This is a genomic window from Methanomassiliicoccales archaeon LGM-DZ1 (genome assembly GCA_030168595.1).
Classification (GTDB): Archaea; Thermoplasmatota; Thermoplasmata; order Methanomassiliicoccales; family Methanomethylophilaceae; genus Methanomethylophilus.
In genome coordinates, this window is sequence record CP115556.1 from 646,734 (window position 1) to 667,855 (window position 21,122).

At 58.4% G+C, this 21,122-nt stretch carries 18 protein-coding genes, 2 tRNA genes and 1 pseudogene; 5 read left to right on the forward strand and 16 right to left on the reverse strand.

The features are described 5' to 3' along the window. Nucleotides 1–47: 47 nt before the first annotated feature. From O8W32_03010 to O8W32_03020, 3 genes are all read right to left on the reverse strand, one after another. Nucleotides 48–5,933: a DUF4011 domain-containing protein gene (locus O8W32_03010; GenBank protein ID WII09810.1), complete on the reverse strand. Its 5,886-nt coding sequence runs from the start codon at nt 5,931–5,933 to the stop codon at nt 48–50. Nucleotides 5,934–5,937: 4 nt separating this feature from the next. Further along, complete coding sequence (locus O8W32_03015) at nt 5,938–6,705, reverse strand: phospholipase D-like domain-containing protein (protein ID WII09811.1); 768 nt, start codon at nt 6,703–6,705, stop codon at nt 5,938–5,940. A gap of 633 nt (nt 6,706–7,338) precedes the next feature. Further along, on the reverse strand, nt 7,339–7,821 hold the full coding sequence (locus O8W32_03020; protein ID WII09812.1) for a GNAT family N-acetyltransferase: 483 nt from the start codon (nt 7,819–7,821) through the stop codon (nt 7,339–7,341). Nucleotides 7,822–8,248: 427 nt separating this feature from the next. On the opposite strand from O8W32_03020, the gene O8W32_03025 reads away from it, so the two are divergent. Next, complete coding sequence (locus tag O8W32_03025; protein WII09813.1) at nt 8,249–9,583, forward strand: putative DNA binding domain-containing protein; 1,335 nt, start codon at nt 8,249–8,251, stop codon at nt 9,581–9,583. Between the two features lie 99 nt (nt 9,584–9,682). Here O8W32_03025 and O8W32_03030 read toward each other — a convergent pair. From O8W32_03030 to O8W32_03060, 7 genes are all read right to left on the reverse strand, one after another. Beyond that, nucleotides 9,683–9,756: transfer RNA gene (locus O8W32_03030), tRNA-Arg, on the reverse strand. 122 nt (nt 9,757–9,878) lie between these two features. Beyond that, nucleotides 9,879–10,073 carry a 30S ribosomal protein S27ae gene (locus O8W32_03035; GenBank protein ID WII09814.1) on the reverse strand — a complete coding sequence of 65 codons (195 nt, stop codon included), beginning with the start codon at nt 10,071–10,073 and terminating at the stop codon, nt 9,879–9,881. A 5-nt stretch (nt 10,074–10,078) separates the two neighbouring features. After that, nucleotides 10,079–10,411 carry a 30S ribosomal protein S24e gene (locus O8W32_03040; protein ID WII09815.1) on the reverse strand — a complete coding sequence of 111 codons (333 nt, stop codon included), beginning with the start codon at nt 10,409–10,411 and terminating at the stop codon, nt 10,079–10,081. Next, nucleotides 10,411–10,914: a GTP-dependent dephospho-CoA kinase family protein gene (locus O8W32_03045; protein WII09816.1), complete on the reverse strand. Its 504-nt coding sequence runs from the start codon at nt 10,912–10,914 to the stop codon at nt 10,411–10,413. The genes O8W32_03040 and O8W32_03045 overlap by 1 nt, the downstream gene beginning before the upstream one ends. Before the next feature lie 6 nt (nt 10,915–10,920). Next, complete coding sequence (locus tag O8W32_03050; GenBank protein WII09817.1) at nt 10,921–11,118, reverse strand: DNA-directed RNA polymerase subunit E; 198 nt, start codon at nt 11,116–11,118, stop codon at nt 10,921–10,923. Further along, nucleotides 11,118–11,735, reverse strand: coding sequence for a DNA-directed RNA polymerase (locus tag O8W32_03055; protein WII09818.1), 618 nt, complete (start codon nt 11,733–11,735; stop codon nt 11,118–11,120). Before O8W32_03055 ends, O8W32_03050 begins: the two co-directional genes overlap by 1 nt. 66 nt (nt 11,736–11,801) lie before the next feature. Then, nucleotides 11,802–12,290 carry a hypothetical protein gene (locus O8W32_03060; protein WII09819.1) on the reverse strand — a complete coding sequence of 163 codons (489 nt, stop codon included), beginning with the start codon at nt 12,288–12,290 and terminating at the stop codon, nt 11,802–11,804. 196 nt (nt 12,291–12,486) lie between these two features. On the opposite strand from O8W32_03060, the gene O8W32_03065 reads away from it, so the two are divergent. From O8W32_03065 to O8W32_03075, 3 genes are read left to right on the forward strand one after another with little or no spacing between them, the layout of a single operon-like run. After that, entirely contained in the window at nt 12,487–13,497 is a 1,011-nt protein-coding gene (locus O8W32_03065; GenBank protein ID WII09820.1) for a deoxyhypusine synthase, read from the forward strand. A 9-nt stretch (nt 13,498–13,506) separates the two neighbouring features. After that, nucleotides 13,507–14,532 (forward strand): isocitrate/isopropylmalate family dehydrogenase, encoded by a 1,026-nt coding sequence (locus O8W32_03070; protein ID WII09821.1) that lies wholly within the window; start codon nt 13,507–13,509, stop codon nt 14,530–14,532. Between the two features lie 30 nt (nt 14,533–14,562). Further along, a complete protein-coding gene (locus O8W32_03075; GenBank protein ID WII09822.1) occupies nt 14,563–15,624 on the forward strand; it encodes a uroporphyrinogen decarboxylase family protein in 1,062 nt (353 codons plus the stop codon). 2 nt (nt 15,625–15,626) lie between these two features. Here the strand turns inward: O8W32_03075 and O8W32_03080 are convergent, their stop codons facing one another. The 4 genes from O8W32_03080 to O8W32_03095 form a co-directional block, all read right to left on the reverse strand. Continuing rightward, the gene (locus tag O8W32_03080; GenBank protein ID WII09823.1) at nt 15,627–15,998 is read right to left on the reverse strand and encodes an SMR family transporter; all 372 of its coding nucleotides are present in this window, start codon (nt 15,996–15,998) and stop codon (nt 15,627–15,629) included. Nucleotide 15,999: 1 nt separating this feature from the next. Then, complete coding sequence (locus O8W32_03085; protein ID WII09824.1) at nt 16,000–16,338, reverse strand: SMR family transporter; 339 nt, start codon at nt 16,336–16,338, stop codon at nt 16,000–16,002. A 65-nt stretch (nt 16,339–16,403) separates the two neighbouring features. Then, entirely contained in the window at nt 16,404–17,459 is a 1,056-nt protein-coding gene (pylB, locus tag O8W32_03090; protein ID WII09825.1) for a methylornithine synthase PylB, read from the reverse strand. A 217-nt stretch (nt 17,460–17,676) separates the two neighbouring features. Beyond that, nucleotides 17,677–17,973 (reverse strand): hypothetical protein, encoded by a 297-nt coding sequence (locus tag O8W32_03095; GenBank protein WII09826.1) that lies wholly within the window; start codon nt 17,971–17,973, stop codon nt 17,677–17,679. Nucleotides 17,974–18,218: 245 nt separating this feature from the next. Here O8W32_03095 and O8W32_03100 point away from each other — a divergent pair. Continuing rightward, nucleotides 18,219–18,488 (forward strand): annotated as a pseudogene (locus O8W32_03100) (AAA family ATPase). Nucleotides 18,489–19,072: 584 nt separating this feature from the next. Here the strand turns inward: O8W32_03100 and O8W32_03105 are convergent. Continuing rightward, complete coding sequence (locus O8W32_03105) at nt 19,073–20,641, reverse strand: Fic family protein (GenBank protein WII09827.1); 1,569 nt, start codon at nt 20,639–20,641, stop codon at nt 19,073–19,075. A 251-nt stretch (nt 20,642–20,892) separates the two neighbouring features. Then, nucleotides 20,893–20,979: transfer RNA gene (locus O8W32_03110), tRNA-Leu, on the reverse strand. Between the last annotated feature and the right edge of the window lie 143 nt (nt 20,980–21,122).

Genomic DNA, 21,122 nt, shown 5'->3' on the forward strand with positions numbered 1-21,122 from the left:
CCGGGGGATCCGGAAGCATCGCGGCATCATGCTCCCGGAAGCCCGCATCACTCTTCCGGGAGCAGCCTCCCGTTCTTCTCGACTATCTTCCCGTCTTCCAATGCGATCTTGATCGCCAGGGTGAGGACCTCGGTGATCTTCGCGCCCCTGCGGCCGTATCCCAGCACGCGGGCGGCCGCCTGGGCGGCCGTGTCCTGGGTCAGCGAGCCGTTTATCCTGACGGCGTCCTCTATGGCGTTCTCCAGCTCTATGAGGGGCACGCAGTCCACCTGCCTGTTCAGTTCCGGATCGCCTGATACGCGGTAAGTCTTGAGGTCCTTCGCCGCGCCCTTCCCCCAATAGGTCACGAATCCCTGTTTGACATCAGGGATGAATATATTGCGGAGCCGGTACTGCAGCATATTCCTCTTTGCTTCGGACAGGCGTTTGATGCCCACCTTCCTGCAATAGAGCTTCACAAGGTAGGTCTCGTTTATGGGCGATTCCGCCTCGATTATCTCGGATGCGTATTTCCCTATGAAATCTACGTTCGATACCGCCAGATCTGGGCTCACGCCTTCCAGGATCGTTATGGCGGCCGGCACATATACGACCGAATTGGACAGCTCGGTCCCCGGTGCCTCCGGCTTTCCGGTCTCCTCCGGAGGAGCATCCTTCAGGCCGTAGTTGGGATCTATCTCCTGGGACTCTTCGCCCGCATCAGTTCTGTTCTCCCTCAGGTCCTTCAGCCTGCTCAGGATGTTCTCCAGCGCCTTCTGCTTGTTGAAGTACCAATCGACAGACCATACATGCATCAGGTTCCATCCCAACCCCCTGAGGACGTCGGCCCTGGCATACTCCCTGTCCCTGGTGTTCTCGGATGCCCTGTAGGACTCCCCGTCGCTGAGTATCCCGAGAATATAATCTGAGGGGTTGTCAGGATCGATGACGCCGATATCGACCTTGAACTGCGACGTGCCCACATTGTAATGGGAGCTGTACCCGTTATCCTTCAGGGTCTCCGCTATGTCGGTCAGGATCATGGTCCCCTCTGCGGCCGGGGCATCTGCCGAAGAATCCGGGAAGTGCCCGCGGTTCTCTGCGAACCTCAGGAACTCCCTCATGTCCCTGACCCCCTTGCTGGAGCTCGACGTGAGCGCGATGTCCGTGTATTTCATGGAGGTGAACACGATCATCTCCGACCTCGCGCGCGATACGGCGACGTTGAGCCTCCTCTGGCCCCCGTCCCTGTTGATGGGGCCGAAGTTCTGGTACACGTGCCCTTTGGAATCCGGCCCGTAACCGATCGAGAACAGGATCACGTCCCTTTCATCGCCCTGCACGGTCTCCAGGTTCTTGATGAACATCTCCTCCGGCATCATGTTCAGCCTGTCGAAGAGCTTGGAGTCCCTCTTGATCATGTCATCGAGCATATCCTGTATGCATGTCTGCTGGGAGATGCTGAACGCGATTATCCCGATGCTCTGCTTGACCAGCGTATCGTCCATAACCCGCCGGTACACCTCGTTGATGACAGCCTTGGCCTCGATGGGGTTGCATCTCTTCCCTCTCTCGTAGACCCCCGGTACGAACCTCATGCCGACCTTCGTCTCCAGGTCGTTCGGCGACGGGAAAGTCAGCATCTTGCCGCCGTAGAACATCCTGTTGCTGAACGCGATCAGGCTCTCGTGCCTGCTGCGGTAATGCCATTCGAGATAGGTCTCCGGCATATTGAGCGCCAGGCAGTCATCGAGGAAACTGTCGACGTCGATCTGATCGTCGTCATCATCGTCCGATTCGATCTTCTTCTGGAAGAACGAGGTCGGAGGGAGCTGCTTGCTGTCTCCGGCGATGACGGCGTTCTCCGCTCTTCCCAGAGCGCCTATCGCTTTGCTGGTCGTTATCTGGGACGATTCGTCGAATATGACGAGGTCGAACCTGGGATAGTCCATGGTGATGTACTGGGACACCGACTGCGGGCTCATCAGGAAGCAGGGGCAGAGCTTGGGGAGTATGTTGGGCACCTCGGACAGCAGGGTCCTGATGGACTTCCTTATCCTGGAGCTGTTCACGGCCTTGTTCAGGATGTAGGCCTCAGACCCGGATATGGAATCGTCCATGTTCTTGGGAACGTTCATGGCCAGTTTGTATTTCAGCGCGTTCCTGTTGAGCTGGGTATAGGTCTGGTCCAATTTCCGGAACTTCCTGATGAAGCCCTCGAAGGTGGACGAGCTGAACATCCTCAGCGCCTCCGATTCCTGGCGGACCGCTGTGATGAACGTCTTGTAGATCGACCTGTAGACCGAATCGACCAGGAGCTCCGGGTCGGTCCCGTTCCGGATCTCCGGCAGCACGGACTGCAGCCCGTACACAGATACTTTGCCGGCATAATGGTTCCAGTTCGTCCAATCGAACAGCTTGGGCATCTGGGCCTCCAGCTTATCGCAGAACGGGAGGGAGACCGCCGGATCGGAAAGGTCCAGATCGGTGTCCAGGTACTCGGCGAGAGCGGAGGCCGAGGCGTTCATGGACTCCCGGGCGGATTTCAGCTGGGACAGTATGCCGCCGGCCGTGACCGCCAGTTCGCGGCACCTGCCGAGGTCCCGGGGATCGATGCCGTAATCCCTGATCGCAGACTGCGCCGCCGAGGCCATCCTCGACCTTTCCCTGAGCTTCTCCACCTCGGCCCCGACCCCGGGGCTGTCCCGGTATCCGGCAGGGACGGACGCGACCGCCAGCAGGCCCGGCCCGATGCGGCTTATCGCATCGGATGAGGAGGACAGCGAATCGAAGGGGGTATCGGGGTTCCGGAGATACGGCGCGGCCGCCTTCATGAAGGCCTTCCTGGCCTTCCCTTTGCCGAAGAAACCGGCCCTGCCCACTGCAGAATATTCCTGTGCCAGATTGTAACTCTCGTTGAACCTGAAGACATCGAGCTTCCAGAGATTGGCGACCTCTCCGATGTCCTGCCCAGCGCCCGATACGGCCGTGCAGAACCTCCTCGCTTCATCGAGCATCCTGACGGTCTCCGGCGAATCGATCATGAACCCGCGGGACACCGCCGACGAGATCTCCGCCTGGGCATCCCTCACAGACGCCTGGGTCCTATCGATGTCGGCAGGATTGAGATTGAAACCCAGGTCCGCATATGCGCGCAGGTCTCTCAGGACCGCCTCGGCCCTGTCCGATATGGACCTCAGGCCGGATTCCACCGAGGACAGGTCGTTCTCCTTCGACATCCGGTCATCGATCGAGAGCATCGCGCCGATGAAGGAGTCGCGCCGGCGCTCGTCCGCCGTATCGATCGGAAGGCCCAGCGCTTTCAGCTGGTCCTCGAACCCGCGGTATGCCCGGACCTTGCCGCGGAGGTCCGCGATCATATCCTCCGTATCGCTTGCCACCGAGGCCGCTATGCATCCGGTCCTGACATGCTGCAGCGTATCGATGTCGGCATCCTGCACCAGGGAGAATGCCTGGTACGCATCGCGCACGGCATCCTCGATATCGGCGAGGTTGGATGCCTTGGGCTTGAGTCCGCCTTCGAGATCGACCCTCAGGTCCCTGACGCCCGGCACGTCATGAGCCTCGAACCTCGAGATCGCTTCATATGCCGACAGCCCGAAGGACCTCTCCTTGTGGAGCTCCGTCACATATGCATCGAGCTTCTTCTTCTGAGCGTCGATCTCGGACAGCAGCTGATGGGCCTTCGGTTCGTCCAGGGGCTGGCATTTCGCCAGCGAGCTCTTCAGCTGGTCTATGACCTTCGATTTCTCGGTCTTGTTGGAATGCAGTTCCAGGCAGTGGTTGCCTATCCCGACCTCCTCGAGACGTTTCTGGACGACCTCGAGAGCCGCACGCTTCTCCGCGACGAAGAGGACCGTCTTGCCATTGTAGAGGGCGTTCGATATGATGTTCGTGATGGTCTGCGATTTCCCGGTCCCGGGAGGGCCGTGCATGACGAAGGTCCTGCCTTCGCCCGCTGCCCTCACGGCCTTGATCTGGGACCCGTCGGCCGAGACGGTGAGGCACAGCCCGTACGGGTCCGCGTCGGCATCCATCTCCTTATCGGACGGATAGGGGACTCCGGCGACGAGGGACCTGACCACCGGGTTCTTCTCGAAAACCGGCATGTTGCTGTCCAGGTCTTTCCACATGGCGAAATTGCTGAACGAGAACACTCCGACGGATGCTCCCTGGAGGACATCCCACCCTTCTTTCCCCGCGATCTGCTGCCGCACGACCTGAAGGACCATGTCGACGTTCACCCCGCGGTCGTCCGCCGGGAGGGGGTCCATGTTGGGGAGATCTATGCCGTACTCCTGGCGCAGCTTCTCGGCCAGCGTCACGTTGAACACGGTCTCCTCGTCCAGTTTCTTGACGGAGAACGTCTGCTGCTTCTTCTTCATCTCGACCGGCAGCAGGATGAGGGGGGCGTAGCGCGGTACCCCGGTGCTCTTCCCTTCGTACCACCGCAGAACGCCCAGGGCGATGAACAGGCAGTTGCAGCCGCTCTCATCCATCTCCTTGTTGGCGAGACGGTAGATGCTCCTGAGCGCCCGCTCCGTCTCGGTATCGGTCAGCGGGGTCCTGAGCTTCCTTCTGGCCAGCTCCTCGCCGAACGCCTGCTCGAAATTCCCTATGTAGTTCTCGGATTCGAAGGGCCTCTCGTTGAACAGGGCGGTCCCCTGCCATTCCTGGGGTTTGGGGTACAGCGTGTATTCGGAACCGTCGGCCAGCTCGTCCTCGAAATGCGCGATGTCCTTGACCAGCAGGGGAACTATCTTCGAGCCCTGCCTCATGTTGATCAGGTTGTTCTTGTTGGTGATGTCCAGGAGCTCCCTCTTCCACCTGTCCACCTTGGTCAGCGGCCTGTCCTCGGCCGCCGTGTAGACCTGTCCCAGGGACTGCGGCGCGGCCGTCCCCTGCCTGCCCTCGTCGCGCTCGATGATCCATTCCCCGTTGATGTTCTTCTTCACGGGAAGGGGCCTGACCGCGGTGCGGGCCTTGGCCACATCGACGGCGCAGATGAAGTTGTCCGCGTCCTCCAGCCTCATGAGGGCCTTCTGGCACGCTTCATCGAAGGGAACGGCCGCCGAATTGGTGAAACAGGTGCATTCCACGGCGCGGATCTCCTTGTTCCTGTACATGCGCGTGTAGCTCGCATTGTCCCAGTTGATGATGTCCGCGCTGAAATCGTCCACCAGCCAGAACCCTGCGAACGCATGGCCGTTGACGATGAAGATGATCGGGTTCAGCCCTATGGACTCGAGGGCCGCGGCGTACACGACCGCCAGGTCTATGCATGTGCCCTCGTGCTTGGTCAGGACCTCGTCCGGGATGCGGATCCTCTGGCCAGACCTTTCGAACCCTGCCGGAGGATTGACGTAGTTGATGTTCTCCTTCTCCAGCGCCGCATAGACCGCGGCCGCCATCGTCAGCACCCTGTCGCGGTCCTCGGATTGGTATCCCTCCAGCGACCTGTCCTTGCCCCATTGTCCGAGGATGTCCGATGCCTTGGACCTGACATCGGCCAGGGAATCCGCATTGGGGGTGACGAATGACGCGACGGCCTCCGGCATGTCAATCCCCGCCCAGTAGTCGAAGGGCTGCACCGTGACGTCCCTGTCGGCGGAGCCGAGGATGTTCCCGTCCCTGTCCTCGGCGGTGAACCTGACCTTGCAGGTCGCGGCCTCGGTGATCGATGATATGTATCCGGGGTCCAGCTTCAGGCTGACGTTGGGCAGCGACAGGAGATCGACGGAAGCATTGGGCAGGAGGGCCTCGTACCGGCATTCGATATCGTCGAAGAACTTCGGATCGGAAGATATCCTGAACGTCACAGCGTCCTTGTAACCGTCATCGTTCACCGCCGAAGCCGTGAGCAATACGTCCATCCGGTTCTGGTACTGAACATAGCTGACTTTTTCATTGAAGACCAATTCCAGTTTCATCATTCGATCACGTTCCGCGGCGTTCGAGAGCAGATTCGATCTCTGCACGGTTCCTTTGGCTGACAGGCCTGACATTCTCTGAGTTCCAAAGCATCTCATAGCTCATGCGAAGCTCCCTGACGACTTCCGGAACGTCGCGTTCCAGGAGCTTCACGACCCATTCCTCCCCATCGGTAAGGGCCGTTTTCGATATGTTCGCGGACCCGACGAAGACGACGCTGTCCCCGTCAGGCCTGTTGAATATGAACGATTTGGCATGCAGACGGGTCGACTCTGCATTCAGTTCCATGCGCACTTCGGTGTTAGGAAGCCGGAACAGCTCGTTCAGGGCCTCGTATTCGGTAGCGCCCATGTATGCTGTGGTGATGACCCTCAGCTTCCCGCGACGGCTGAAATCGGCCAGCCTGCCCAGCAGGAGGCTCAGGCCCGATTGTTTGATGAACGACACGACGATATCAATGCTTTCCGCAGTCTCGATCTGCGCATTCAGCTCATCGGCCAGTATCGTAGGGGTGCTGTGCGTTATGGCCGCGCTCCTGTCCTCGATCTCTGCCTTTTCCTGATATTGGGGCATTCCGGCACAGGATTCCCAGCCCGGATTGGTCTTGCAGTATATGATTATCCGATGCTTCCTCAGAGATACGGCCTGCGGAAGCAGTTCCTTCGGCATGCAGTACGGACAGACCATCCCGTCTATCGTCTGTATGGTTCCGACGCGCTCATCGCAGATGATGCAGACACTGCGGGCATCAGCAAACTTGTACGCGTTGAGCATATGTCCCTAAAGGATAATTTACTATAAACAATAGGCACCGGGCCGGGATCCGCTACGCGGCGACAGTGCCAGGATCGAACTTGGATCATACGGATCATTGTCCGAAATGAAGACAAGGTGCTTTCATGATCGGGAATCGAGAGAGGGGCTCGGTCCTTTTTGCTATCCGATCGGCAGCCGATACCGGAGTCAGAAATGCCTTGCAAAACGCACATCGGCTTGATTGCTACACCTTTTTTTTCAGTCTCTGGTTGACGGCAGATGTTCGTGTCTGGGTCTTATTCGGTCTTGAATCCATTCCTAAGATTTCGGATTTTCTATTCCTAAGATTTCGGATTTTCTATTCCTAAGATTTCGGATTTTCTATTCCTAAGATTTCGGATTTTCTATTCCTAAGATTTCGGATTTTTCAACACGAAGATTTCGGAAGCGCAATGAACTCCACTCCCATATTGCACACTTGAATGAGCGCTTCATGACATCGTGAACGAGAGATCCATCGGATAATGATGAAACGTGCAGGCAGACACAGCGGATTTCTACAATCCAGAGTTGAAAAGACAATCTTACGAAGTCAATCATCGGATCCGGCTTCATCTGAACTGATCGCTGTTCAGCTCATTCAAGGTGCTATCAGTACATTTTTTTCTCGAACCGGAACATCTCGAAATCATCATCTGGGTTATCAGGATCGCGATGGTTCGCGTTGAAGAATTCGGTTATTTTGAAACCGCACCTGTTCAGATAGAAATGGATGTTCCTTTTCTCGAAATAGGGAGTGCATGTCTCCCAGACCCTCACCTGAGGATATGCCTTCTCGATGCAGCACCATGCTTCGTACCCTATCCCTTTGCTGTGCTCCCCGGGCGAGACGAACAGGATATCCAGATCGCCTTTGTCTCCGGACACGTTCACTATGGCCCCTCCTACGGGCCTGCCGTCCAGCATGATCCTGTATGCGGTGCCGTGATCCAGGGACTCCTCGATGGTCTTCCTGGATATCGTCTCTCCGGGTTCTTCGAAATGACTGTCGCGGAGACCGAACTCCTCGGTTGCACCGTATTTGAAAGCTTCCTGGTTGTCTTTTATGAACTGCTCGCGATCCGAATCCTTCAAAGGTTCAAGCGTAACTGAGGACACGGCATTTCATGAAAATCTGCGGGTATATGAGCGATTGCATCCGAGTCTCATCGATGCCATAGATTGACACAAGACGTCGATATTCACGGACGAAAACCATGAACCCTTATCCGAAATTGAATTCAGAGTTCGTGCATGAAATATGATATGTCTGAATCTGTTGATATGCGGATTCCCTGGCATTTTCCTGTCCTCGATATTAAAATCGTAACACTATACTTGCCTATACGTGGACTCCTCTGATATCAGGCACGATGAAGTGCCAGACACAGTCGAACAGCATATGATAAAAAAATTCTCTCCGTCGGAAAAATCCTATTGATTCTCTATTGGTTACTTTTAGAGGGAATAATAAAGGAACAATAAAAGGAATAATAAAGGAACAATAAATTACACTTTATCAATGGACACCGAAGGAAAAATCTCTGAAAATCTCGGCATGGAAGACGAGTTCAGAGAATTCAAGGAGAGCACTACAGAACTGGAAAAGGGACTTGCTTCTCTGACCGCGATGCTCAATAAGAACGGCCGCGGAACAGTATACTTCGGAGTAAACGATAAAGGCGAAATCATTGGCCAAGACGTCGGCAGGAACACCCTGAAGAGCATATCTCAGGCAATAAACAATATGGTCGATCCTCCAATCATCGCAAAGGTGGAGGTCAACTCGTCTAATGACGGAAAGAAATACATATCCGTCTCTGCAAAAGGCACAGACAGGCCGTATGCCTGCCGCGGATCAATATTCATCCGTTCAGGAGAGGAAGACCGTAAGGTGCCGATGTCCGAGCTCAGAAAGATGTTCATGAGTTCTGGAGATAATTTGATCCAGACAACATCCAGCAATCAGGAGCTGAGCTTCAGAGAACTCTGTGACCTGCTGAACGAAAACGGCTTGCATGCCAAAGATGATGAAAATCTGCACAAAAGCCTCGAACTCCTGAACTCTGAAGGGAAATATAACCAGCAGGGCCAGCTCCTTTCCGATCAGAACCCTGCTGTTCTGGCAGTCGTCATCTTCAGAGGAAAAGACAGAACTTTCATGTCAATGAGGAAGGAATTCTCCGGGCATTCCCTGCTTTTGGAGGTTCGGGATGTCATCGGATATGTGGAATCCCTGAACGAGACATTCGTGGATATCCGGCCTGAGGGACGCATCGAACAGAAATTATTCAGCATGACGGCATTCAGGGAAGCTTGGATCAATGCTTGCGTGCATAATTACTGGGTTAACATGATACCTCCTGCGGTCCACATATTCGATGACAGAATGGAGATCATATCCTACGGCGGAAAGCCGTACTGGCTGAGCGATGATGAATTCTATTCCGGCAGGAGCATGCCTGTCAACGAATCTCTCATGCGCATATTCATCTCGACGCGTATGTCAGAGCATACCGGCCACGGAATCCCTGTCATAATAAGCCATTACGGCAAAGATTCCATCCATCTGTCCAATTCCGGGATCGTGGTAACACTGGAATTCACCAGAGAGCGTGCCGCAGCATCCTTCAGGTCTGAAATGCCCACTCTCACCGAGAACGAGAAAAGAATCCTCGATACACTGAGGCTCCATCCTGATTACACACTGACGAAGATCGCCTCATTATCAGGCATGAGCAGATCGTACGTCGGAAAAACTGTCTCCAAGATGAAGAAGATGGGATTGGTCGAACGCATCGGTTCCAATAAATCAGGTTCCTGGGCTGTTAAAGACCGAATTGACAGGAAAAGATGAACCTAGATCGATTCCCTATTGATTCCCTTCCGAGGGAATAATAAAGGAACAATAAAACGAGAGATCTTCCGTTGTTCGGTGTAATGAGAATGCGGCAGGCGGGCCCGCCGGGATTCGAACCCGGGTCCGGGGCTCCGGAGGCCCCTGTGCTATCCAAGCTATACTACAGGCCCTTGAAAACCGGAAAATAAGTTCGATCGGTCTGACGGCCGTTCGGGAGTGATTTAAAAGCGGATGCCGGGGTGCCAGCCCCGGCGCGGCTCCGGATGAGAGGGGAGGAGCCGAAGATCCTGTTTCACTCTTTCTTGTCCTTGAGGAACTCGGTGTAGCCGCACTTCCCGCAGGAAAGGCGGTCCTTGTGCTGTGCCAGGAAGACACCGGGTCCGCACTTGGGGCAGGCCTGCCTGGTCCTGACGACCTTGTCGCCCTCGACCTTGTAGAGCTCCCTCTTGGTCTCTTCCTTCTTCGCGGCTGCCTCTTTCTTCGCCATATTGTTCACTCCTGAGCGGGCGCCGCGTCAGCGGGCGCCTCGGCCTTCTTCGACTCGTCCTCGATGCCGTTCCTCTTGAGGAGCTTGCCGTTCTCGTACTTGAGCGCGGCCTTCTTGTTCGCGTAGACCTTGGCGTATCCCTTGGATTTGCCGACGCCGTACTCGGACGACATCTTCTCGATGACGACGAGGTTCCTGTTGGTGCCGTACTTCTTCGCGATCTCCTCGGCGACAGCGTTCCTTCCGGGGGTTGCCTCCCTCTCGTGGTCGACCTCGAAGCAGACTTCTTTCCTCTCGAAGAGGGCATTGTCCCTCTCATTCGTGTACTCAATCTTCATTAGATCTCCTCCATACTGTCAAGCAGGTGCCTGATGTATGCTCTCGAAGGCCCGTCCGTGTCGACGGCCTTCATCCCTCTCCCGGGCCATCCGTAGACCACCACCGCGCCTTCGGGGGCGTGGAGGATGCACGGCAGCAGAGCCAGATCCTCCTCCCCGATGACACGGAGTATGGCCGCGGACCTCCCGGCCAATGCGTCCGACACCGCCGAGTCCAGGGCATCCGTTATGGTTGCCGCCGGGTTCTCGACGACCGTCTCCGCCAGACCTTCGCTCTTCACGAGGTCGGCGAATCCCGCGGTCCCGTGCCTCTCCGTCATGCCGTCGTAGACGGCGAGGATCGGCACGGCGCCGAGCCGGTACGCCGTGAGGGAGACCACGTCCCCCACTGTAATGAGTTTGTGTTCAGCGTGAATGGTTTTCAGTTCGCTCTCGGATATGTCGCGCCCGACAGGCTTCTTGAACTCCTCCCTCAGGGAGGGGGTCAGCTTCCTGCCGGCCATATGGGATCAGCGGACCTTGAGGGCATAGGTGCCGTTGGCGGTTATGCCCATCTTCTTGGCGATCTCGGACTTCTCGTAGTCCGCGATGGCCACTATCCCCTGCCACTCTTTGGTGGTGTCGCCGCCGCACCTGGGGCAGACGGTGTCCTCGGTGATGAACTGGCAGGACTTGCAGGCACGGTACACCGGACGCGCAGCCGCCATCAGCTCTCACCTTCGCTCTTGGGCTTGGCCTTCTTCTTGGCGGCCTTGCCGTCGGCAGCGGGATCCGCCCCCGAGGCCTTCTTGGCGTCCTCGTCGATCCACTCGATCCTCCCGAGGCCGGGCTGCTTCATGGTGAGCCCGATCTTGCTGTCCTGGGGGGACTTCTCGTTCAGCTCGATGCTGACGACCCTGGCCCTGACCCTGTCCCCGACGGAGAGGGTCCTGCCGGTGTCCTTCCCGACGATCTTCTTGTTGGCCTCGTCCACGTCCACACGGTCGTCCATGATCTGGCTGACGTGCAGGAGGCCGTCGAGCGGACCGAATCTGATGAACGCTCCGAACTTGAGGACATCCACGACGATGCCCTCGATGACCTCGTTCTCGACGAGGAAGTAGGAGAGCTGCTTCATCTTGACAGTCTGGTAGACCGCGCCGTCGCCGTGGACGATGCGCCCCGGCCCCTCGGGAACGGCGTCGCCTACGAGAACGGTGATGGACTTGTTCTCCTCCAGCCTTCCCTCGTAGGTCTCGCTCGAGAGGGAGCCGATGACGTCCGAGATGTCCTCTCCGAGGTCTTTCGGAGGGATGCGGACGTTCCTCTGGGCTTCAGTAATCATATACATGGCGGATCCCTATGGAAGCGCCCTAAACCGCGCATATATTTAATGCCTGCTTATCCGCCGTTATAAAGAATAAAGATAGGCCGGGCCTTCTGGCGCCCCTCGGAAGGGACCGGGCGGCAGGCCCCTGCGCTCGGCCTCTTCGGAGAGCGCCGGATCGGAACCGTCGGTGCGCATGAGCCGGCATACCTTGCCGTCGTCGCGGTATCCGGCGCCGAGCGTGCACACCGGGTTCAGGACCTCCTTCCCCGATACCGCCCCGCAGAGCTTCGCGCCGATGTCGCAGGTGAGCGACAGGATGGTGTCGCACCCCGCGATCTCCGGTGTCTGGCACTTGCGGACGTTCGAGGCTATGCACGAGGCCCCGGTCGACCCGTAGCCGACGATATCGATGCCGTCGGCGGACAGCCTCTCGCCCAGGCTGCGGGCGTTGGCGTCCCCGCCGATCCCGCAGATGCGCGCGCAGGTGTTGCAGGTCCACATGTAGACCTTCCTCCCCCTGCACTGTTCCAGAAGCTCGGGGTACCTGCAGGACCTGGCCATGATCTGCATGGCCGGATGATGCGCCTGCGCATATAGAACCGTTTCCGCCGCCGATCATGCCGCGATGCAATCCTGACCTGATGTGCCAGATGATGAAGTCAGCTCATATCCGCGTCCCGTCGCCGCCGTTCAGGCGCGCGCAGTTGCGCATTTCGCGGGATAATTTTAAATGAAGGGGGCAGGATAGCGAGCGCAAGTGACATAAATGGTCTCGGAAAAAGAGAAGGTCACTCCCGAGGAGAGGGAGGCCTACGAGAAGAAGAACCTGAAGAAGATCCCCGTCAAGGACATCAAGGTCACCAAAGGCATGACCGTGGATGACATGCTCAAGGCCATGGGCAGGGCGGGAGGGTTCACCGCTCAGAAGCTCGCCGACGCGACCGACATCGTCGAGAAGATGAACAAGGACAAGAACTGCCTCAAGATCCTGTCCTTCCCGGCATGCATCATGGCCACCGGCACCCGCGGAGTGCTCGTCGACATGGTGAAGAACCACATGGTGGACCTCATCATCACCACCTGCGGATGCCTCGACCACGACATATCCAGGCTCTACGCCGCCTACTACAAGGGCGACTTCATGATGGACGACGCCCTCCTCAGGGAGAACGAGGTCAGCAGGCTCGGGAACGTCCTGGTCCCCGACGACTGCTACGGGTACGTCCTCGAGGACAACCTCCTCCCCCTGTTCGACGAGATCTTCGCCGAGACGAACTCCCTGACCACCCACGAGATCATAGACAAGGTCGGAGAGCACATCGCCGATACCAAGCCCAAGGGATACCAGGACAGCCTGCTCTACTGGGCCCATGTCAACAAGGTCCCGATCGTCGTCCCCGGGATCACCGACGGCTCCTTCGGATGCCAGCTCTGGATGTACTATCAGACCCACAGGAAGCTCAGGATCGACCTGTTCGGCGACGAGCAGATGCTCTCCGAGATGAGCAACGATGCCAAGAAGACCGGAGCCATCATCATCGGCGGCGGCATTTCCAAGCACCACGTCATCTGGTGGAACCAGTTCCGCGGCGGCCTCGACTACTGCATCTACCTGACCACCGCCGAGGAGTTCGACGGATCCCTGTCCGGAGCGAGGATCAGAGAGGCCGTCTCCTGGGGCAAGGTGAAGGCGTCCGCCAAGAAGATGACCGTCGAGGGCGATGCGACCATCACCCTCCCGCTCATCTACGCGGGCGTGGCCAACAGGCTCCTCTGAAGAGAAGAGATGCCGAAGAAACTCCTGGTGCTCCCGGGCGACAACGAGGGCCCCTCCGTCATGGATGCCGCCGAATCCGTCATCAGGGCGGTCTCCGACGGCATCGAGATCGTCAGGGGCGAGATCGGGGCCTCGGCCCTGAAACGCACCGGGAGGGCCCTCCCCGCCGAGACCGTGTCGTATCTGGCCGAGGCGGACGCGGTGCTGTCCGCCCACTGCGACATGTCCGGGACCGGCCTCAGGAACCCGCTGGAGGATGTCAGGAGGCAGATGAACCTCTTCGAGGAGGTGCGTCCCTTCAGGCAGCTCAGCAGGCACCTCGGGGCCAATAAGGCCGATGTCCTGCTGATCACTGAGAGCCCCGACTCGCTCCCGCCGGTGAGGGAGTACTCCACGCTGTACGGCATCACCAGGGAATCCGACATATCGTCCGATGCCTCGGAGGAGCTCTTCGCCGCCGCCCGCGCGACCGCCGAAGGCCTCGGCAGGCATGCGGCATGCCTCGTGACCGGCAGCGGCGCCGAGCCCGAATCCGACAGGCTCCTGGCACAATCGTTTTCAAATGCTTTCGGGGGGTCGGGCATGAAGACGGACATCATGTCCGAGGAGAAGGTATCATGCAGGCTCGTCCTGGACCCCTCCGAATTCGATACCGTCGTCTCCGGCCCCGGCCCGGCCGGGTTCCTGCGCGGGACCCTCTCGGGCATCATCGGGGGCAGCGGGCTCACGCCCGTGGGCTTCATCGGGAAGGAGTTCGGGATGTTCATGCCTTCCCGCGGGTTCGGGGAGGTCAGCCCCCAGAGGGCGTCCAACCCCACCGCCGCCATCCTCGCAGCGGCCATGGCCCTGAGGCACCTGGGCGAGTCCGACGGGGCGCGCGCCATCGAGGACTCCGTCAGCTACATGTACGAGCGGCGCCGGACCACCGCCGACATCGGCGGCAGGATCTCGCCCTCGGCCTTCACCAAGGGCGTCCTCAAGCACATGGAGGCTGCGGAAGGCGAACCGGCCGGCCCGAACCCGGCCGTACGCTGATTTAATACCGACCGCCACATTGCGCCATCCATGAAGGACATGGGCCACCGCGCGGCCGTGGAGGCGGCGCTCGGATTCGAGAAGGGGGACCGCACCCCTGTGAACAATTTCGCCCTGGTCACGGCTGCCAGGAGCTACGGTTATACGGTCAGCGAGGCGAGGTTCAGCCCCAAGCTGTCGGCCAAGGTGTCAGTGGACTATGCGATGAGGACCCTTTCGGACTTCGTCAAGCCGGTCGTCGATTCCCAGGTGCCGTTCGCCGACATGGGCATGGACGTGGATTTCCCGGAGGACGACTACGGGCGCGTCCGCTCGAAGCTGGTCAGCGAGCCTGAGGACGTCGATAAACTGGCCTTCTTCGACCCGTCCGCCGCCTCCGAGTGCCCCAAGTTCACCAAGTGCTTCACAGAGGCCCTGGAGGAGACCTCGAGGATACTCCCGGAGGACCTCGAGGTCTGCGGGCTCACCTGGGGCCCCATAAGCACCGCCGGTTACATCATGGGCGTGGAGGACATGCTCATGGCGACCATGATGGGCAACGAGGAGATGGTCGGGAAGCTCGTATCCAAATGCGCGGACTTCGTCGCCGACCAGCAGATGACCCAGTGCGCACACGGAGCGACGGTCATGTGGATGGCCGATCCGACATCCTCGTGCGACATCATCTCCCCGGAGATGTTCCCGGAGTTCTCCGCCCCCGCCCTGAAGAAGACGATCTCCAAGGTCAAGAAGGCCTCCGGGGAGCATGCGTTCCTGCACATATGCGGCAACACCCGGCCGATCATCCCGATGATCGCCGGCACAGGCGCCGACTGCCTCAGCTTCGATCATGCGGTCCCGGTCAGGGAGGCCAAGAAGCTTGCCGAGGGGAAGATCGCGCTCATGGGCAACATCGACCCGGTGAGGTTCATGATGATGGGCACGCCCGAGATGGTGACCCCCGAGTGCTACCGCATCCTCGACGAGGGCGCGGCGGACGGGGGCTTCATCCTGGCCCCCGGCTGCGAGTGCCCGATCAGCGCGCCCGACGCAAACGTCATCGCCATGGGGCACGCCGGCCGGGACTACTGGCGCGACCGGGGCCGGCTCTGAGCTCAGGAGCTCCCGGCGCCTTCTCCGGAACCTGATCCTTTGCCGCGGCCTTCGGCGACCTGCAGGAGCAGGATGCCGCCAATCAGCAGTGCCAGGAACAGGAACTGGACGGCGCCGAGCACCTGGTCGTAGATCAGGATCCCGAACGCGGTGGAGAAGACCGTCCCGCATCCGGTCCAGGCAGCGTAAGCGGTCCCCGTCGGAAGGCCGAGCTTCAGCCCGCGGTACAGGAACCAGACGCTGACCAGGCTGATGAGGAAGGTGAGAACTGACCAGGACGGGATGGTGAAGCCTTCGCTCTCGTTCATCGTGGTGGCCCAGACAGCCTCCACGACACCTCCTGCAGCGATGTATATCCAAGGATTGATGCCCATTTCACTCACCCGAAAGTTCCAGTCCGGAGATGCCGATCAGGATCATCATGACCGCCAGCACCTGGAGCCAGTTCAGTTTCTCTTTCATGAAGGACACACTGATCGCGAGCGTCACAAGAGCGCCCACGGCAGTCCATATGGCATATGTGACCCCGACGTCCAGCCCCCCGTCCATTCCCTTGGACATGAACATGAGGCTGCACAGCATGAAGAAGGCGGAGACAAGGTACCAGCAGTACCTGAGGCGGGAGTCCGACGGATATCTGCCCCCTTTTTCCAGAGTGAATACCCATGCGGGCTCGAAGAAACCGCCTATGATTACGAATAGAAGCGGGTCCATGAACGATCACACACGGCCCGGCCGCATCCGGCCGGGCATGCTGGCTTAACGAAAATGGATTTTATTTAATTTTTAGGGCGAATCCTGGCCTCGAGAGGCTCGATAGCGTGCCTGAACTCGTTCTGCGTGGCGATCTTCTTCCCCATGTCCTCGACGAGGTCGTAGACGTGCTGGACCGAGCGCACGCCAGACTCGATGTCCTTCTCCGGCTGCGCCACGCCCGCGAAGTGCTTGTGGGGGACGATGATAGAAGTGATGGTGCTGGCACCTGCGTCCAGGCGGGATTTCATCCCCTGGACACCCTCGACGTCCAGGGTCGCGGGGATGAACCTGTCGGGGAACAGCAGCCTCATGACCGCGATGGACTTCAGCTCCATCTCGGAGTCCATCGGCTTGAGGTTCTGCAGCGGGGTGCCGGCCTGCGGCACGAAGGTCATGCAGCGGATCTGCTCGCACTTCTCCTCTCCCATCATCAAGATGGAGTCCGCACGGTCCTCCATGGTCTCCCCCAGGCCGACCATCATGCCGTCCTCGGTCAGGAGCCCGGCCTCTCTGGCCCACACCCTCTGGTTGTACCTGAAGTCGTAGTCCTGGTTGAGGCGGAGCTTGGCGTACAGCTCCCTGTTGTGGGTCTCCTGGTACACCGCGAAGAAGTCCGCTCCGGCCTCCTTGATGGGGCGCATGGCCTCCTTCCCCACCGCTCCCGGGGACACCATGATCGATATGCCCAGCTTCCTGACGCCCGAGATGATGTCCAGGAGCTCGGCGCAGTTGTCCTTGTACATCATGTCGTCCTCGCCCATGGTGAGGTCGACCAGGTCGATGCCGGCATCCTTCAGGTCGGCGGCGGTGGCGATGATCTCCTCCGGCGTCTTCCTGTACCTGTCGATGCTGTTGCTCTTCCTGAAATAGCAGAAGGTGCAGTTGTTGTGGCAGTAGGTCGAGAAATAGACGAAACCGTAGGCGAACACGCGGTCGCCGAACTGCCTGTCCCTGACCTCCCTCGCCTCGGCGAAGAGCTCGTCCCTGTCCTTCCCTTGGACGGACAGCAGCTTCACGATGTCGTCCCTGCTGGCCTGTTTCCCGTTCCTGATAGAATCTATTATGTCGCTTGCTTCCATCGGCAATGCCTCATAAACACATGCGGACCCTGGCACCTTCAGGTCGGCATTCCGTACCAACGGAGTGGAGACCGTCCGGCCGAGCGGCCTCCGCCTAAGCGTTCATGCATCCGAAATGCATCCAACTCTATTTAACGTGATTGGACGGATGGAGGCAGCGGCCGGCCGTCCGAATCCATATCCTGGACTGGATGGGGGCCGGAACGGGCCCGCGGGCTCATTCCTTCCTTATCTTGGCGATGGCGGCCATGACCTCGTCGGCCGCGTAATCCGCGCACCTCATCTCGAAGAGGTCCTCGGCGACGCCGTCCTTCCTGTGCCTGCTCCTGAAATCCCCGTCGTCCATGACGCAGTCTATCAGGGTCGACACGCTCCCGCCGCAGTCCTTGGTGCTGTAGTACTTGGAGCCTACCTCGGAGCAGATCTGCTTCAGCTCATCGTCGGTGAGCTTCATGTTCGAATAGGCCACTCCATGCAGGTTCGCATAGTAGACGAGCTTCTTGCGCGGCATCATATGCTTCCGCAATCGTCAAGCGCCGTATTAAATCCAACCATCCGGAGGCCCCTGACATTGTACGAGCGACTCTGCCGGCGGTCGGACCTGATTCACTTTTTTATACGGACCGCGATGGGTCCCTTATGGCAGGAAGCGACAAGACTTTGGATAGATCGAGCTATGTCGACGCCCTCATGGAGATGTCCGGCGACGGCAAGATCAAGATCGTCTGCGGGATGCGCGGGGTCGGCAAGACCGAGATCATGAAGCAGCTGATGGCAAGGCTGAAGGAGGCCAAGAAGGACTGTGTCTACATCGATGCGGAATCCGCCGACTTCCTGGAGGTCGATTACACCGATGCCCTCATGAAGAAGATCTCAGAGGCCGCCGGCAGCGGCCCGATGACCGTCATCGTCGATGAGATCTCCCAGATCGGCGGCTGGACGGCAGCGCTGTACAACCTCACCCGCAGCGGGAAGCTGGAATTCTACGTCACATCGTCCGTGGACCCCTCCGATGTCCTGAAAGGCGCCTCGATCGCCAAGGACTACGAGCTGCTGACCGTCCGCCCGCTCTCGCTCCGCGAGTTCATGGACCTGAACGGGATCGCGGGCGAGAGCAACGGAGCGGAGCTCTACCGCATCTACGGCGGCATGCCCTGCGTCAGGACGTCCATGGGCCCGACCGGTGCCCGCAGGGCCCTGAGGTCCCTGTACTTCGAGATCCTCTACAACGCCCTCGATAAAGGCGCCGACGCCGCAGATATCCGCTGCTTCGCGGATTACATCATGGAGCACATCGGAGAGAGCATCTCCAAAGAGGACCTCAAGGGATTCCTGGACAGGAGGGGGATGGGCACCAAGAAGCTGATCGAGGGGCTGGAGCGCTCCTATCTCGTCAAGGCGTTCGCCCCCGGCATGTTCAAAGGGTCCGATTACAGGTTCTACGCGGCCGATATCGGTCTCAGGAACTCCCTTCCCGGGGTCAGGAGGGACTGGAAGGCCGAGACCGAGAACATCATCTTCGATGAGCTCGTCAGGCGCGGGCAGGAACCGGAGGCCGGCAAGGGCGACGGCGAGTCCCTGAAATCCAAGGGGATCGACGGCATCGCCGCGACCTACATCATCACTGACTCGCCTGTCTTGGACACCGAGATCCAGTCCGGCCTGAGGTCGGGCAGGACCGTGCAAATTGTCCCGGAGACCGAGGAGCACAGAGGGACCAAGCTCTCCGCGTTCATGCTCGTAGAGTGAACCCGGGAGCCGTGCGGCCCCGCAATTCCCTTCAAGGTCATCAGCGGAAACCGTTTGATGGCCTTGGAAAAGAAGTCTGGGTCAGTCAGCGGCCTCTCGGCTGACTGCCGAACAGCATCTATGTCCTGCCGATTCGGCATCGTATCGGCAGGGCATCGGATCTTCTTCCCGGACCAGGAATAGACTTTCATGTTGACTTCTTTCCCGGTCTCGGTCAGAAGACCCAGGCCGATCAGGGTCTTGATGTCCGCTCTGGCGGTGTTCAAGGATACATTGTATTGATTTTCGATAGATTTCACTGTGATAAAGCCGCCGCCCATCAGGTCTGCAAGCACCTTTATCTGCCTGTCATTGAGGCCGCGACCGGACGATTCCGCCCTGGCCGCACGTTCTTCTTCGGTCTTCCTTCTGAGATATCCCTTGAACCGGTCCATGGACTCCCTGAGGGCTTTCAGATTGTACAGGATGAAATACGTTATGTCGTTGCCGTCTGTTTCCCCTAAGACATATGATTCCTCATACCCTCCCTTATGGTCCTTGATATATCTGGACAGGGCAAGGTATTCCATGACCCGATATCCGCTCTTCAGCTCGTACCAGTAGAACAGAGCGCGCGCGACACGCCCGTTGCCGTCTTCGAACGGATGGATGAAAGCGATCGCATAATGCAGGATTATCCCCTTGATCGCAGGATGCAGGAACCCGCTCTCATCGTTGATGAAATCGCACAGCTGCTGTACGGACGGCCCTATCTCTTCCTTGGGTATCGGCTGATGGAACACCTCCCCGGTAAGAGGATCCTGCACAACGACATTGTCGTTATCGCGGAACCTGCCTTTGTGCTTCTCATCCATGGTCCCTTCAGCGACGATCCTGTGTATGTCCCTGATAAGGTCCGGCGTAAGCTGCTGCCCGATGCGGTCCTTGATGAACATCATGGCCCTGTAGTTGTTGACTATCATCCTTTCCGACTTGTCTTTCGGACGGCTGTTCCTGCGCAGCATCTCCTTCGCTTTATCGGCGGCAGTTGCCGCACCTTCCATCTGGCTGGATGCGATGGATTCTTCCATAAGCGAATTGACAGAGTAGCAAACATCGCTGCGAAGTCCCGCAGTATCTGAGAACGGCCACGCCGCGGCCCTGACGTCGAATTCGCGGAGCATCTTCAGGATCCTGTCGGATATGCAATAGCGATACCGGGTCGTCCCGAATACGAGGGTATTGCTGCTGCCCATACGAACCAATTTCATCCTGGCCCATACGGTGTCCGGATCGAATTTCCCGGTATCCCTGAGACAGACTTCCGACCAGTGAAGGTATTTTCCGTTGAACTCTTCGGCATACTTCCCGGCCTCTTCGGAAAGAACGTCTTTGATCTTCTGCTCATCCGATAACACAGTTTCGGTTTTCGGAGGATCCCTGGGCAGATGCATGATATGTCATGGCAGACTGATTATAAATCCCTACCAATTTGATATTGAATTGGTATGTTATTGGCAGGGAAGGCCACGTGAATCCATGACGGCCTTTCATCAGTTTTCGGAACTGCAAACGCATCCGCAGAACAGAACTCCGTCGCCGAAAGGAACCTGGCATGAGAAATAACGATATCTGGGTCAATCGGCAGGATGCATCCGCATCGATCGCGCAGATTGCACCGGAACAAAATCAGAGTTAGTTAAAATGGTGCAAGGGACGTGATTTGAACACGCGGACCGCTAGGGACTAGCCCCTCAAGCTAGCGTCGTTGGCCATGCTTGACTACCCTTGCAACAGGTTTCTGGGATACATGACTTATTTATAATCCTTGCGTTGAAGGCCCGAAGATTCCCCGTATTCCCAGTAATTCTGATGCCGTGAAGCTTCCCGATATCGGCCGTGAAATGATCCTTCGGCGGCCGCCGGCTTCTCATC

Coding starts and splice junctions, on each gene's coding strand:
- O8W32_03010 (WII09810.1), bottom strand. CDS start 5,933: ATGATGAAACTGGAATTGGTCTTCAATGAAAAAGTCAGCTATGTTCAG.
- O8W32_03015 (WII09811.1), bottom strand. CDS start 6,705: ATGCTCAACGCGTACAAGTTTGCTGATGCCCGCAGTGTCTGCATCATC.
- O8W32_03025 (WII09813.1), top strand. CDS start 8,249: ATGGACACCGAAGGAAAAATCTCTGAAAATCTCGGCATGGAAGACGAG.
- O8W32_03035 (WII09814.1), bottom strand. CDS start 10,073: ATGGCGAAGAAAGAGGCAGCCGCGAAGAAGGAAGAGACCAAGAGGGAG.
- O8W32_03040 (WII09815.1), bottom strand. CDS start 10,411: ATGAAGATTGAGTACACGAATGAGAGGGACAATGCCCTCTTCGAGAGG.
- O8W32_03045 (WII09816.1), bottom strand. CDS start 10,914: ATGGCCGGCAGGAAGCTGACCCCCTCCCTGAGGGAGGAGTTCAAGAAG.
- O8W32_03050 (WII09817.1), bottom strand. CDS start 11,118: ATGGCGGCTGCGCGTCCGGTGTACCGTGCCTGCAAGTCCTGCCAGTTC.
- O8W32_03055 (WII09818.1), bottom strand. CDS start 11,735: ATGATTACTGAAGCCCAGAGGAACGTCCGCATCCCTCCGAAAGACCTC.
- O8W32_03060 (WII09819.1), bottom strand. CDS start 12,290: ATGCAGATCATGGCCAGGTCCTGCAGGTACCCCGAGCTTCTGGAACAG.
- O8W32_03065 (WII09820.1), top strand. CDS start 12,487: ATGGTCTCGGAAAAAGAGAAGGTCACTCCCGAGGAGAGGGAGGCCTAC.
- O8W32_03070 (WII09821.1), top strand. CDS start 13,507: ATGCCGAAGAAACTCCTGGTGCTCCCGGGCGACAACGAGGGCCCCTCC.
- O8W32_03075 (WII09822.1), top strand. CDS start 14,563: ATGAAGGACATGGGCCACCGCGCGGCCGTGGAGGCGGCGCTCGGATTC.
- O8W32_03080 (WII09823.1), bottom strand. CDS start 15,998: ATGGGCATCAATCCTTGGATATACATCGCTGCAGGAGGTGTCGTGGAG.
- O8W32_03085 (WII09824.1), bottom strand. CDS start 16,338: ATGGACCCGCTTCTATTCGTAATCATAGGCGGTTTCTTCGAGCCCGCA.
- pylB (WII09825.1), bottom strand. CDS start 17,459: ATGGAAGCAAGCGACATAATAGATTCTATCAGGAACGGGAAACAGGCC.
- O8W32_03095 (WII09826.1), bottom strand. CDS start 17,973: ATGATGCCGCGCAAGAAGCTCGTCTACTATGCGAACCTGCATGGAGTG.
- O8W32_03105 (WII09827.1), bottom strand. CDS start 20,641: ATGCATCTGCCCAGGGATCCTCCGAAAACCGAAACTGTGTTATCGGAT.